12 protein-coding genes are annotated in these 13,212 nt (G+C 69.5%); 9 read left to right on the forward strand and 3 right to left on the reverse strand.

The features are described 5' to 3' along the window. Positions 1-2 precede the first annotated feature (2 nt). A complete protein-coding gene (locus AC1DCT_RS11460; RefSeq protein ID WP_477429255.1) occupies positions 3-1,379 on the forward strand; it encodes a M1 family metallopeptidase in 1,377 nt (458 codons plus the stop codon). Further along, complete coding sequence (locus AC1DCT_RS11465) at positions 1,376-1,933, forward strand: RDD family protein (RefSeq protein WP_477429257.1); 558 nt, start codon at positions 1,376-1,378, stop codon at positions 1,931-1,933. The genes AC1DCT_RS11460 and AC1DCT_RS11465 overlap by 4 nt, the downstream gene beginning before the upstream one ends. A 40-nt stretch (positions 1,934-1,973) precedes the next feature. Here AC1DCT_RS11465 and AC1DCT_RS11470 read toward each other — a convergent pair whose 3' ends face one another. Together AC1DCT_RS11470 and AC1DCT_RS11475 are read right to left on the reverse strand one after the other, a co-directional pair. After that, positions 1,974-3,389 (reverse strand): MFS transporter, encoded by a 1,416-nt coding sequence (locus AC1DCT_RS11470; protein ID WP_477429259.1) that lies wholly within the window; start codon positions 3,387-3,389, stop codon positions 1,974-1,976. Further along, positions 3,389-3,841 (reverse strand): MarR family winged helix-turn-helix transcriptional regulator, encoded by a 453-nt coding sequence (locus AC1DCT_RS11475; protein WP_440732783.1) that lies wholly within the window; start codon positions 3,839-3,841, stop codon positions 3,389-3,391. Before AC1DCT_RS11475 ends, AC1DCT_RS11470 begins: the two co-directional genes overlap by 1 nt. 55 nt (positions 3,842-3,896) lie before the next feature. Between AC1DCT_RS11475 and AC1DCT_RS11480 the strand changes: the two genes are divergently transcribed. Next, positions 3,897-4,481: a cysteine hydrolase family protein gene (locus tag AC1DCT_RS11480; protein ID WP_440732784.1), complete on the forward strand. Its 585-nt coding sequence runs from the start codon at positions 3,897-3,899 to the stop codon at positions 4,479-4,481. On the opposite strand, the gene AC1DCT_RS11485 is transcribed toward AC1DCT_RS11480, so the two are convergent. Next, positions 4,426-4,980 carry a 4'-phosphopantetheinyl transferase family protein gene (locus AC1DCT_RS11485; RefSeq protein ID WP_440732785.1) on the reverse strand — a complete coding sequence of 185 codons (555 nt, stop codon included), beginning with the start codon at positions 4,978-4,980 and terminating at the stop codon, positions 4,426-4,428. The two genes, AC1DCT_RS11480 and AC1DCT_RS11485, sit on opposite strands and share 56 nt — an antisense overlap. A gap of 182 nt (positions 4,981-5,162) precedes the next feature. Between AC1DCT_RS11485 and AC1DCT_RS11490 the strand changes: the two genes are divergently transcribed. The 6 genes from AC1DCT_RS11490 (at position 5,163) to AC1DCT_RS11515 (ending at position 13,116) form a co-directional block, all read left to right on the forward strand. After that, positions 5,163-6,173 (forward strand): LacI family DNA-binding transcriptional regulator, encoded by a 1,011-nt coding sequence (locus tag AC1DCT_RS11490; protein ID WP_477429261.1) that lies wholly within the window; start codon positions 5,163-5,165, stop codon positions 6,171-6,173. Between the two features lie 103 nt (positions 6,174-6,276). Next, positions 6,277-7,587, forward strand: coding sequence for an ABC transporter substrate-binding protein (locus tag AC1DCT_RS11495; RefSeq protein ID WP_477429263.1), 1,311 nt, complete (start codon positions 6,277-6,279; stop codon positions 7,585-7,587). Between the two features lie 70 nt (positions 7,588-7,657). After that, complete coding sequence (locus AC1DCT_RS11500) at positions 7,658-8,578, forward strand: carbohydrate ABC transporter permease (RefSeq protein ID WP_477429264.1); 921 nt, start codon at positions 7,658-7,660, stop codon at positions 8,576-8,578. After that, positions 8,575-9,417, forward strand: coding sequence for a carbohydrate ABC transporter permease (locus AC1DCT_RS11505; protein WP_441976566.1), 843 nt, complete (start codon positions 8,575-8,577; stop codon positions 9,415-9,417). Before AC1DCT_RS11500 ends, AC1DCT_RS11505 begins: the two co-directional genes overlap by 4 nt. Next, positions 9,417-11,549, forward strand: a complete 2,133-nt coding sequence (yicI, locus tag AC1DCT_RS11510) for an alpha-xylosidase (RefSeq protein WP_477429266.1) — start codon at positions 9,417-9,419, stop codon at positions 11,547-11,549. The genes AC1DCT_RS11505 and yicI overlap by 1 nt, the downstream gene beginning before the upstream one ends. Positions 11,550-11,619: 70 nt before the next feature. Further along, the gene (locus tag AC1DCT_RS11515; RefSeq protein WP_477429268.1) at positions 11,620-13,116 is read left to right on the forward strand and encodes a glutamate-cysteine ligase family protein; all 1,497 of its coding nucleotides are present in this window, start codon (positions 11,620-11,622) and stop codon (positions 13,114-13,116) included. The last annotated feature ends 96 nt before the right edge of the window (positions 13,117-13,212 follow it).

The raw sequence follows: 13,212 nt of genomic DNA on the forward strand, positions 1-13,212 counted from the left end.
CAGTGAGCCCCGACGACTACACCCCGCATTCCGGCGATCGCCGCTATCGCGTCGAGCACTACGACCTGAGCGTCGACTACCGGCTCGGCACGAACCGGCTGGACGGTGTCGCCGTCGTGCGCGGGCGGGTCGTCGAGGCGACCAAGGCCGTCTCCCTGGACCTCGTGGGGCTGCGTGCGACCAAGGTGCGCGGCGACGTCGGCGGTCGCATCGGCTTGACGCAGACCGACCGCAAGCTCAAGGTCGCCTTCGGCCGCGAGCTCGCCGCGGGGGATCCGTTCGAGCTCACGATCTCGTACGGCGGCGCCCCGCGCCCGCGGCGCACGCGCTGGGGCACGCTCGGCTGGGAGGAGCTGGAGGACGGCGCGCTCGTCGCCTCGCAGCCCATCGGCGCGCCGTCGTGGTTCCCCTGCAACGATCACCCCGGCGACAAGGCGACGTACCGGATCTCGATCACCACGGACCCCGGATACGCGGTCGCCGCCGCGGAGCCGGTGTCGACGACGACCAAGGGCGGCCGCGCGACGTGGGTCTTCGAGCGCTCCACGCCGACGCCCAGTTACCTCGCGACCGTCCAGATCGGGAAATATGTCTCTCGAGGCATGGATCTCGCCGGTGTCGTGGGGCAGGTGCTGCATCCGGCGGGACTTGCCGCGCGGGTGGACGCGGACCTGGCGCCGCTGCCGCAGATGATGGCCGTGTTCGCCGAGGCGTTCGGGCCGTATCCGCTGCCGTCCTACCGGCTCGTCGTCACTGCAGACGACCTGGAGATCCCGCTCGAGGCGCAGGGCATGGGCGTGTTCGGCGCCAACCACATCGACGGGAAGGGCAGCCTCGAACGCCTCATCGCGCACGAGCTCGCGCATCAGTGGTTCGGCAACAGCGTGGGCGTCGCGCGCTGGCGGGACATCTGGCTGAACGAGGGCTTCGCCTGCTACGCCGAGTGGATCTGGTCCGAGCGCAGCGGCGGTCACAGCGCGCACGCGAAGGCGCTCGGGCACTGGGCCGCCCTCGCCGCCGAGCCGCAGGATCTCGTGTTGTCCGACCCGGGCCCGGAGCTCATGTTCGACGATCGGGTCTACAAGCGCGGGGCCCTGGCGCTGCACGCCTTGCGGATGACGGTCGGAGACGACGCGTTCTTCCGGATCCTGCGTTCGTGGACCGAGCGCAACGCGGGCGCGACGGCGATGACCGAGGACTTCCGCCTGCTGGCCGCGTCCGTCGCCGGACGCCGGCTTGAGGCGTTCTTCGACGCGTGGCTCGACCAGCCGGCGCTGCCGCCGCTGCCGGAGGCGGCCCCCGGCACCGGCGGAGTGGAGCCCGCCCCCGTGACCCAGGCCCTGAACGTCGTCCCGCGCGCCGTGGAGCAGCGTCGGTGACCGAGGAGACGCGGCCGCCTGGTGCGGTCGCGCGCGCCGACCGCAGAGCAGCTCTCGCGGAGGTCAGCACGCAGCTGGCTCCCACGCTCGGCCCCGAGGCGGCGAGGCGCGTCCGAGCCTTCGAGAACGGCGCGCTCTACGTCGACTCGACCATGTCGGGGGCCCTCCTGGCCTGGCTGATCGACAGCGTCCTGCTGTACGCCGTCGCGGTCACCGTGGCGATCCTCTACGGCACAGGATCCTTCGACCCCGACCGGGCGGTCGGAGCGGTCGTCATCGGAATCTCCCTGATCGTCGTGCTGCCCTTCGTCTACGGCTGGGCCTTTCGCAACGGCCGCGCCCTGGGCGGGGTGCTCACCGGCACGCAGGTGGTGCGGATGAAAGACGGAACCCCGATCGGGTTCGCGAAGGCCGGGTGGGCGATGCTGATCCGCACGGTGTTCCTGCCTTTCCTGTTCTGGGCCGCCATCGACGGCGTCGGCCAGGTCAGGGCGAGCATCGATCGGACCGCGACGGCGCGGCTCCACGACAGCGGAGTCACCCGTCTGCCCTGAGGCTCGTCTTTCGTGCCCGACCCTCGGGCTCGCGGCCGGCTCAGGAATCGGATCCGGTCGCTCGCCCGATTCTGAGCAGCGACCGATCGAACACCGTGACGAGCAGGAACACCACGGCGATCCCGACCACGACCCAGCCCAGGACGTGCAGGCCGGCCGTCGTCGCCCGCGCACCGTAGACGTTGCCGTAGATCACGGCCGATACGATCGCGCCGAGGTAGAAGAACGTGCGCAGCAGACCGGCCGAGGAGGCGATGCGTGCGGGCGCGGCCTGGTAGTACAGCGAGTTCTGGATCGCGAGATTGTTGAGACCCTGCGGGATGCCGAGCACCAGCATCGCGAGGACGAGGAACCAGACCGGCGACGACCCGGTCATGAACAGCACGAGGATCCCGGCGACGAGTTGCGCGGCGGATCCGACCAGCAGCTTGCCGAAGACCTCGGGCCGGCGTCCGAATGCGAGTGCGACCGCGATGCCCGCCGCGAACACCGGGAGCAGCACCAGCCCCGCGACGGTCGGGCTGAGGCCGCGGCCGTCTTCGAGCCACTGGGTGAAGCCGTAGACGAACGTGTACGAGATGGTCGCGGTCAGCAGCGATCGCACGTAGCTGAGCAGCAGCGGCCTGTTGCCGGAGAGCACGCGCACGTCGACGAAGGGATCCGGGACTCGGCGCTCCCACCACACGAAGACGGTTCCGGCCGCGAGTGCCACGACGAGCAGCCAGATCAGGGCCGGCGCGATGTTCTGCAGGAAGACGAGCAGGGCGAGCATCGTGACGGCGAAGAGGACGATCCCGATGCCGTCGATCCGTGGTCGGTCCTGTACGGCGGGCTCGAGCCCCGTCCGCCGGGGGAGGAAGAGCGCGCCCAGCAGCAGTGTGGCGAGTCCGAGCGGCACGTTGACGGCGAACGTGGCGCGCCAGCCCCAGGCGCCGACGAGCACGCCGCCGAGCGCGGGCGCGACCACGGCGATGGTCTGGGTCGTGACACTGAGCAGGGTGAGGATCCCGGCCGGCGAGGCGAGGCCGGTGCGCTCGCCCTCCGCGCGGATCATGTGCATCGCCGCGGGGTAGCCCGCGCAGGTGCCGAGGCCGAGGATGACGCGCGCGGCCACGAGCCACCAGATGCTGTCGCGGCTCTCCGGCGCGAGCATCCCGATCGTGCCGGCGGCGGTCACGAGCACCGCGCCGAGCCGGAAGAGGGAGCGCACGCCGAAGATGTCGACGAGGCGGCCGACCAGGGGCTGCCCGATCGCGGTGGCGAGGTAGAGGCTCGACACGAGCCACACGGTCTCGCGAGCCGGAGCGCCCAGCGCGAGGCCGATCGGGGTGAGCGCCACCGCGATGATCGCGGTGTTGATCGGGTTGAGGATCGCTCCCACCATCATCGGCGCGAGCAGTCGCCGATCGAACCGTCCCTCGGGAGCAGGACCCCCGATAGGTGCGGGGAAGCGCATCAGGGCAGCATCCGCTCGAGCACGGCCATGGCAGTGGAGACCGCGCGGAGGTCCGCGGGGTCGAGGTCGGTGAGGGCGTGCTCCAGCCAGGCGGCCGCGGCATCCTTCTGGCCCTCGATCCGCGCCCAGCCTGCGTCCGTGAGATCGATGATCTGCCGCCTTCCGTCGCTCGGGTCCTGGCTGCGGGTCACGAACCCCGCACTCTCCAGGGTCTCGACCGTCGCCGCCATCGACTGGGGCCGCACCCGTTCGGCGGCGGCCAGCGCGCTGACGGTCGAGACACCGCCCTTGCCCAGCCGAGCGAGCGCCGAGGCCTGCGACGGGGTCAGCGAGTCGTCGGCGCCCGCCTCGCGGAAGCGCCGCAACAGGCGGGCCACCACGGTTCGCAGATCGAGGGCGGTCTGCGCGGGACTCGGGATGGGGATGACGGTCTCGGACCCAGGCTCGGACATATCAACAGCCTAAACTGAACAGGTAAAACTGTCTATCTTGTGCGAGGATGCCGTCATGACCACCGCACTCCTGCTCATGGACTTCCAGAACGGCATCGCCGGGCGCTACGCCGCGGGCGGTTCCGACGTGATCGAGAACGCTGGGCGCGCGCTCGCCGCGGCTCGGACCGCCGGGATCCCCGCCGTGTTCGTCCGTGTCGCTCTCCGCGAAGGATTCCCCGAGGCCGTCGCCCGGAACAAGTCCTTCGGCGCGATCAAGGACTCGACGACGTCTTCGCATCTGATCGAATCTGCGGAGGCCACGCAGATCGTCGCCGAGCTCGCGCCACTGCCGGAAGAGCCCGTGGTCGTCAAGCGCCGGATCGGCGCCTTCGCTTCCGACCTCGATGTGGTGCTGCGTGGGCTCGGTGCCGACGAACTGGTGCTCGCTGGCGTCTCCACGAGCGGGGCCGTGCTGAGCACGCTGCGCGACGCCGCGGATCGCGACTTCGGGCTCACCGTGCTCGCCGACGCCTGCGCGGATCAGGACCCGGAGGTGCACCGCGTGCTGCTCGAGAAGGTGTTCCCGCGCCAGGCCGACGTGGTCACGGTCGACGAGTGGGCCTCGGGCCTGGATCCGGATGCCGCAGCGCGAGCGTGACGATCAGGCCGGGGGCGGTGGCGACAGGCAGGATCCGGAATTCGCCGCCGTCCGGGACGGTCGCGCGGCCGTCCGGGGAGAGACGCACCTGATCGGGTGAGAGCAGCAGCCCGCGCCCATCGGCTTTGAGCGCCGCCTCGATCGCGGTCCAGCCGCGAAGATCCGGCGGACTCGTCAGGGGGAACAGTGCGGCGAGGTCGGGCGCGGCGCGCTCCTGCTCGGCGTCGATGCCGAGGGCGGCGACGTCTCGATCCGAGCCGACGGCGACGACCACCCACGGACCCGCGTAGGCGACGCTCGCCAGCACCTGCGCGTGCGGCAGCAGTGGTCGCCCGTGCGGCCCACCGCACCCCGGGCAGCGCTGCTCGATCCGCAGGTCTGCCCCCGGGACGAGTTCGGCGGCCAGTTCCCGGATGAGGGCGCGCCCGGCCGCACGCCGGTCGTCAAGGGCGGAGCGCGTCCATGCGATCCGCACCCGCTCCACCGTCGCCCGCTGCACGTCACCAGCGTAGGGTGCAGCGCGCCCTGAGCCGGCGGGCATGGACGCCTCGGGGCACACCCGCTCGATAAGTTGAAGAAAACAACTTAAGGCTTGCGCGAGAGCGGCGGGCTCGCTATCGTCGGCTGTCGAAGCGCTTCACCAGCGCAATCCGTACCGACCGAAGAAGACCGGAGACGACGATGGCGAAGATCCACGAGGTGGCCGAGGCCGCCGGTGTGTCGATCAGCACCGTCTCGTATGCGCTGAGCGGCAAGCGGTCGATCTCACCGGCCACGCGGGACCGAGTGGAGCGTGCGGCCGCCCGGCTCGGCTACGAGCCGAACGCCGGGGCGCGGATGCTCGCGGGGCGCCGCACTCACATCTTCGCGCTCACCGAGCCGTTCCGGGCCGACACGCACGCCCCGACCCACATGAGCTTCGTGCTCGCGACCTCGATCGCCGCGCGCCGGTACGACTACGACATCCTGCTGCTGACGGACGCAGAGGCGTCGGCAGGGATGCGCCGGGTCTCGGCCAGCGGGCTCGTGGACGGGATCATCGTCCTCGACGTCGCGCCGGAGGATGACCGGGTCGCGCTGTCGCGTGCGATCGACGTGCCGACGGTCTTCATCGGCGTGCCCGACGACGTGGAGGGCCTCGTCTGCGTCGACCTCGACTTCGAAGCGGCCGCCGCGCTCGCCGTCGACCATCTCGCCGACGCGGGCCATCGCCGTATCGGGTTCCTCGGCCACCCGGAGAGCGCCTACGCGCTCTCGAACTTCCCTCCGCGGGTGCGCCGCGGCATCGAGCAGGCGGCGCGGCATCGCGCGGTCGCCCTCTCGACGGCCTTCCCCGGGGAGGGCGATGGGCGCCGCCGCGACATCGGCGATGCCGTGCGGCGCATGATCGGCGAAGGAGTCACCGCCCTGGCGCTGCACTGCGACGACGCGGCGCACTCGGCCGTCCTGGCGGAGCTCGCCGCGGCCGGGCTCTCGGTGCCGGGGGAGATGTCGGTCGTGTCGGTCGGCTCCTCGTTCGACACGTCCTCGTTCTCGACCCCGCTGGACCGCATCCCGCTCGAGCCCGAGATCTCCTGCGAACTCGCGGTGGAGCTCGCGTCCCGCCTGGCTGATGGAGAGCACGTCGAACCGGGCGTGCGCCTCACCGCGCCGCGATATCAATCGTTCGGCTCGGTGAGCGCTCCTCGCTGAGACCCGGCCGCGCCCTCTCACCCGATTCCCGTCCTACTCCGATCCGACCCTTTTCCCCTTTTCACCAATGTCGAAACGCTTCGACAATCTCATGGAGGTAGCAATGAAGCACACCAGGATCCTCGCGGCCGTCGTCGCGACGGCGGCCGTCGCCGCGGCCCTCACCGGCTGCAGTGGCGGCGCGAGCGGCAGCGGCGGCGACACGAACGGCGAGGGCAAGACCCTCCGTCTGTGGCACTACGAGGGCGCGGACAGCGCCATGGGCAAGGCGTGGGCAGAGGCGATCAAGGTCTTCGAGAAGGAGACCGGAGCCAAGGTCGAGTTCGAGGAGAAGAGCTTCGAGCAGATCCGCTCCACGGCGAGCCAGGTGCTCAACTCCGATCAGGCGCCCGACGTGCTCGAGTACGCCAAGGGCAACGGAACCGCGGGCCTGCTGTCCAGCCAGGGACTGCTCGCCCCTCTCGACGATGCGGTGAAGAAGTACGGCTGGGACAAGAAGCTCGCCTCCAGCCTGCAGACGACCGCGAAGTACGACGACAAGGGCATCATGGGATCCGGCAGCTGGTACGGCGTGCCGAACTACGGTGAGTACGTCGAGGTCTACTACAACAAGACGGCGTTCGAGAAGGCCGGCGTCGCCGTGCCGACCTCGCTCTCGGAGTTCGAGACCGCGATGAAGACCTTGAAGGACGCCGGCCAGACTCCCCTCTCCGAGTCGGCGGCGGAGTATCCGCTCAGCCAGCTCTGGTACCAGCTGGCCTTGACCAAGGCCGACCGGTCGTTCATCGACGACTACCAGCTCTACAAGCACAAGGTGGACTGGAACGGCGAGCCACTCACTTACGCCACCCAGACCATCGCGGACTGGACCGCGAAGGGGTACATCTCCAAGGACGCGAGCGGTGTCAAGGCCGAGGATGCGGGCGTCTCGTTCATCAACGGCCAGTCACCGATGTTCTACTCGGGCAGCTGGTGGTACGGCCGATTCATGAGCGAGATCAAGGGCTTCGAGTGGGGGACGTTCCTGTTCCCGGGCAGCGACTTTACCCCCGGATCCGCGGGGAACATGTGGGTCGTGCCGGAGCGTGCGAAGAACAAGGACCTCGCGGAGAAGTTCATCGACATCACGATGCGGCCCGAGATCCAGGCGATCCTCGGCAACAACGGCGGCGTGCCCGTCGCCGCCGACGTGTCCGCCATCACGGATGAGAAGTCGAAGCAGCTCATCGAGAACTTCAACGCCATCACCAAGAACGACGGCATCGCGTTCTATCCCGACTGGCCCACCCCGACGTTCTACGACCAGATCAACGCCGGTCTGCAGGAGCTCGTCAACGGCACCAAGTCTCCCGCGGAGGTGCGCAAGCAGCTGGGTGAGCAGTACGCGTCCGGCGTGAAGGACATCGTCGGCTGAGGCCCTCGGGGGCTGCGGCGTCATCCGCAGCCCCCGGGCGCTCGCACCTCTCTACCGAAAGGACGACGGCATGTCCGACGCACGCAGTCTCATCCCGGGGTCGCGCCCGCGCGCATTCTGGCCCTATCTGCTCCCGGGACTGATCCTGCTCATCGTGATCATCCTGATCCCGCTGGCCTGGAACGTCTTTCTCACGTTCACGAGATACCGCGGCATCCGGCCTCCGCAGTGGATCGGGCTGAGCAACTGGCAGGAGCTGCTCGGCGACGAGGTGTTCTGGACCTCGTTCGGCAACTCCGTCGCGATGATCGTCGCGATGGTCGTGGTGCCGACCCTGCTCGGCCTTCTGCTGGCGGCGATGCTGTTCGACCTGATCGGCAAGAAGTTCGGCGGCCGGGTCGCGAGCTTCCTGCGCGCCACGTACTACCTGCCGCAGATCCTCCCCGCCGTGATCGCGGCGATCGTGATCGGCTGGATCCTGCGCCCGAAGAACGGCGCGCTCAACCAGGTACTGGAGGCGATCGGTCTCGGCGCACTGCAGCACAACTGGCTGGGCAGCGGCGACACCGCGCTCGTCAGCATCATGGTGATCATGGTCTGGGTGCAGCTGGGCTATCCGGTGGTGATCTTCATGGCGGCGCTGCAGCGGGTGGACCCGGAGCTGTACGAGGCGGCGGAACTGGACGGCGCCGGCTGGTTCCAGAGGTTCCGCGCCATCACCGTGGGCATCATCCGGCCCGAGATCTTCGTCGTCACGCTGACCTGCACGATCGCCGCGCTCAAGGTCTTCGGGCCCGTCTACGCGCTGACCCGCGGCGGTCCTGGCACGTCGACCATCGTTCCCGCGTACTACGCGTACAGCGAGTTCTTCCAGTCGCAGCAGGTCGGCTACGGCGCGACCATCGCGACCGCGCTGACCGTCGTCATCGCCATCGTGAGCGTGGTGTTCATCCTGGTGCAGAACCGCATGGAGAAGGAGGAGGCCCGATGAGCCGCCGGGGAATCGCGCGACGCCGGCCGTCCGACTGGGTGGTCCTCGCCGTCGCCATCGTGCTGGGCCTGCTCATCGCGGTGCCGCTGCTGCTGATCCTGATCAACTCGTTCAAGTCGCCCGGCGACTACAACAGTTCGGGACCGCTCTCGCTGCCGAAGGAGCTCTACTTCGACGGGATCAGCGCGTTCTGGGACCGCGTCGACTTCCCGCTCAAGCTCTGGAACAGCTTCTTCATCTCCGGCACGGTCGCCGTGCTGGCGGTGGGGCTGTCGATGCTCAACGCCTTCGCGCTCGGCATCGGCCGGATCAAGGGACGGCTGTGGATCGTCGTGCTGATCCTGCTGGCGAACATGCTGCCGCAGGAGGTGCTCCTGTATCCGCTGTACTTCCTGTTCAAGCAGGTCGGGCTGTACGACAACCCGTGGTCGGTGATCATCACCTTCACGGTCATCCAGTCGGCCTTCGGCACATACCTGCTCTCCTCCGTTTTCAGCACGTTCCCTAAGGAGGTGCTCGAGGCGGCGGCGCTCGACGGCGCCGGTCGCTGGCACGTCCTGTGGCGTGTGGTGTTCCCGATCTCCCGGCCGACGCTGTCGGTGCTGCTCATCTTCTTCTTCATCTGGACGTGGAACGAGTTCCTCATCCCCCTGACGTTCCTCGTGTCGAACGCGAACCAGACGGTGCCCGTGGCGATCACGGCGCTGCAGGGCGACCGGCTCATGGACGTCACCACGACGAGCGCCTCGGCGCTGCTCGGTCTGCTGCCGACGCTCGTCTTCTTCCTCATCTTCCAGCGCACGCTGACGCGCGGCATCACGGCAGGAGCAGTCAAGTAATGAAGTTCACCGACGGGTTCTGGCAGCTCCGCCCCGGAGTCGACGCGCTGTACGCGCAGGAGGCGCGTGATCTCACCGCCCAGGAGGGCGAGCTCACCGTCTGGGCGCCGACCCGGGTGATCGCCTCGCGTGGCGACACCCTCAACCGCCCGATGCTGACGGTGTCGCTGGCGAGCCCCGCCGAGGGCGTGATCCGGGTGCGCATCGAACACCATCGTGGTGCAGCCGGTGCCGGTCGTGCGTTCGCGCTCGATGCCGACCCCGCGCACCGCGCCGAGGCACGTGTCGACGACGCCGGCGGCGTGCTCGACGCCGGCGCCTTGCGGGCGCGCATCCGCCGCGGTGCGCCGTGGGAGCTCTCCTTCGAGCACGACGGCGGCGTGTACACCACCAGCGGTCACCGCTCGATCGGTTCGATCGCGCTCGCCTCGCACGCCGCGGTCGTGGCCGAGCCCGTCGGATCCGACGGCATCAGCCGCGAGGGGAAGGCCGAGGCGGCGAACTACATCCATGCGCAGCTCAGCCTCGACGTCGGCGAGCTCATCTACGGACTCGGCGAGCGGTTCGGCCCCTTCGTGAAGAACGGACAGACCGTCGACGTGTGGAACTCCGACGGCGGCACGTCGAGCGAGCAGTCGTACAAGAGCATCCCGTTCTATCTCTCCAACCGTGGCTACGGCGTGCTCGTCAACGACGCCGGCCATGTCTCGTTCGAGGTCGGATCCGAGGCAGTCGAGCAGGTGCAGTTCTCGGTGGCGGGGGAGAGCCTGGAGTTCTTCGTGATCGCCGGCCCCACTCCGGCTGAGGTGCTCGACCGGTACACCCGCCTCACCGGGAGGCCGGCCAGGGTGCCGGACTGGTCGTATGGCCTGTGGCTGTCCACGAGCTTCACGACCGACTATGACGAGGCGACCGTCAACGGCTTCATCGACGGCATGGACCAGCGCGACATCCCGCTCGAGGTGTTCCACTTCGACTGCTTCTGGATGCGCGAGTTCCACTGGACCGACTTCGAGTGGGACCCGGCGGTGTTCCCCGATCCGGAGGGCATGCTCGCGCGTCTGCACGAACGGGGGCTGCGCGTGAGCACCTGGGTGAACCCGTACATCGCCCAGCGGTCGCGGCTGTTCGACGAAGGCATGGAGCACGGGTACCTGGTCCGGCGGCCCGACGGATCCGTGTTCCAGTGGGATCTCTGGCAGGCCGGGATGGCGCTGGTCGACTTCACGAACCCGGAGGCCACGGCCTGGTTCCAGGGCTACATCCGCCGCCTGCTGCGGCAGGGCGTCGACGCGGTCAAGACCGACTTCGGCGAGAGGATCCCGACAGGGCTGGCGTGGCACGACGGCAGCGATGCCGAGGCGATGCACCACCGGTACACGCACCTGTACAACCGGGCCGTGTTCGACGTGCTCGTCGAAGAGCGCGGCGAGGGCGAGGCGGTGCTGTTCGCCCGCTCGGCGACGACCGGTGGCCAGAGCATGCCGGTGCACTGGGGCGGCGACAACTCCTCCTCGTTCGTGTCGATGGCCGAGTCGCTGCGCGGCGGGCTCTCGCTCGCGCTCAGCGGGTTCGGGTACTGGAGTCACGACATCGGAGGCTTCGAGGGCGATCCGGATCCGGCGGTCTTCAAGAGGTGGCTCGCGTTCGGCCTGCTCTCCAGCCACTCGCGCCTGCACGGCTCGACCAACTACCGGGTGCCGTGGGCGTTCGATACCGGCGGCGAGGAGCCGGGGCAGAGCGCGGTCGACGTCGCTCGCGCCTTCACGAAGCTCAAGCGTTCTCTGCGCCCCTACCTGGTCGCGGCCGGCGAGGAGGCTCACCGCAGCGGCCGCCCGATCATGCGCCCGATGGTGCTCGAGTTCCCCGACGACCCGGCGGCGCGCCACCTCGACCGCCAGTACATGCTGGGCCCCGATCTGCTGGTGGCGCCCGTGTTCACCGCAGCCGGCGATGTCGAGTACTACCTGCCCCGCGGCCGGTGGACGAACTGGTTCACGCGCGAGCAGGTTCAGGGAGGCGGCTGGCGCCGCGAGACGCACGCCTTCGACACGGTTCCGCTGTGGATCCGGGAAGGCGCCGTGATCCCGGTCTCCGGCGAGGACGGCGTGCGGTCGGAGGTGCGCGGGTGAGCGGCGTCTGAGGTCCCGGGTCGACGGATCCGACCTCGACGCGCGGACGCGGGGCGAGTAGCTTCTGCTCATGGGAGACCGTGTCGATGATCGGGTGTTCACCCGGCAGGACCGCACGCAGTTCCGCGAGAAGACGGCGCGGTGCCTCGACGCCCTGGCCAGCATGCTCGCCGACGGCCAGTTCGAGGTGTCCGAGCCGCGGCTGGGTCTCGAGATCGAGCTGAACCTGGTCGACGACGCCTGCGACCCGGCCATGGCCAACGCACGGGCGCTCGAGGCGATCGCCGATCCCGCGTTCCAGACCGAGCTCGGCCAGTTCAACATCGAGATCAACGTCGAACCGCGCCCCCTCGCCGGCGGCAACGTGATCCGGCTCGAGGAATCCCTGCGCGAGGCGCTGAACGCCGCCGATACGAAGGCGCGCAGCACGGGGTGCGGGCTCGCCATGATCGGGATGCTCCCCACGCTCGACGAGCACCACTTCACGAGCGAGTGGCTCTCCGAGGATCCGCGCTACGACCTGCTCAGTCAGCAGATCCTGGCTGCCCGCGGGGAGGACATCGAGCTGCGCCTCGACGGCGCCGCCCTCACCGGCGCGGGCGGTCGGGAGAGCCTCGACATCGTGTGCGACACGATCCTGCCCGAGGCCGCGTGCACCTCGGTGCAGCTGCACCTGCAGGTCGACCCGGCCGACTTCGCGGTCTACTGGAACTCGGCGCAGGCCATCGCCGGCGTGCAGGTGGCCCTGGCCGCGAACTCGCCGTTCTTCGCGGGGCGGGCGCTGTGGCACGAGACCCGGATCCCCCTGTTCGAGCAGGCCACCGACACGCGCTCGGTCGAGCTGAAGAACCAGCGGGTGCGCCCGCGCGTGTGGTTCGGTGAGCGCTGGGTGACCTCGATCTTCGATCTCTTCGAGGAGAACTCGCGCTACTTCCCGGCCCTGCTCCCGGTGACGACCGAGGAGGATCCGTTCGAGGTGCTCGCGCGCGGCGGCACCCCCGCGCTCGCCGAGCTGCGCATGCACAACGGCACCGTCTACCGGTGGAACCGGCCGATCTACGACGGGCACGGCGACCGCTACCACCTGCGTCTCGAGAACCGCGTGCTTCCCGCCGGGCCGTCGATCGTTGACGTGCTCGCCGACGCCGCGTTCTACTGCGGCCTGGTGCGCAGTCTCGCCCTGGCCGACCGGCCGCTGTGGACGCAGATGACATTCGACGCCGCCGAGGAGAACCTGCATTCCGCGGCACGCGACGGCATCGAGTCTCGGCTGTACTGGCCCGAGGTGGGCTGGATCGGTCCGCGCGAGCTCGTGCTGCGGCGGCTTCTACCGCTCGCCGCCGAGGGGCTGGACGGCTTCGGGGTGGATCCGGTCGCGCGCGACCGATACCTCGGGGTCATCGAGCAGAGGTGCCTGACGGGCCGCAACGGCGCGGTCTGGCAGCGGGAGGCCGTCGCAGCCCGGGAGCGCGCCGGCGCCACGCGGTCCGAGGCGCTGCACGGCATGCTCGCCGACTACCTCGAGCGCATGCACACCGGGGAGCCCGTGCACACCTGGACGCTCTGAGTACGTCGGCCGCCCTTCGTACCGCCGAGGGGGCTGAGCCTTCTTCGTTCACTGGTCCCGAATTGCGGTTCCGCAGGCACAGAACCCGCAATTCGC

This window comes from Microbacterium sp. 10L49 (genome assembly GCF_056395125.1).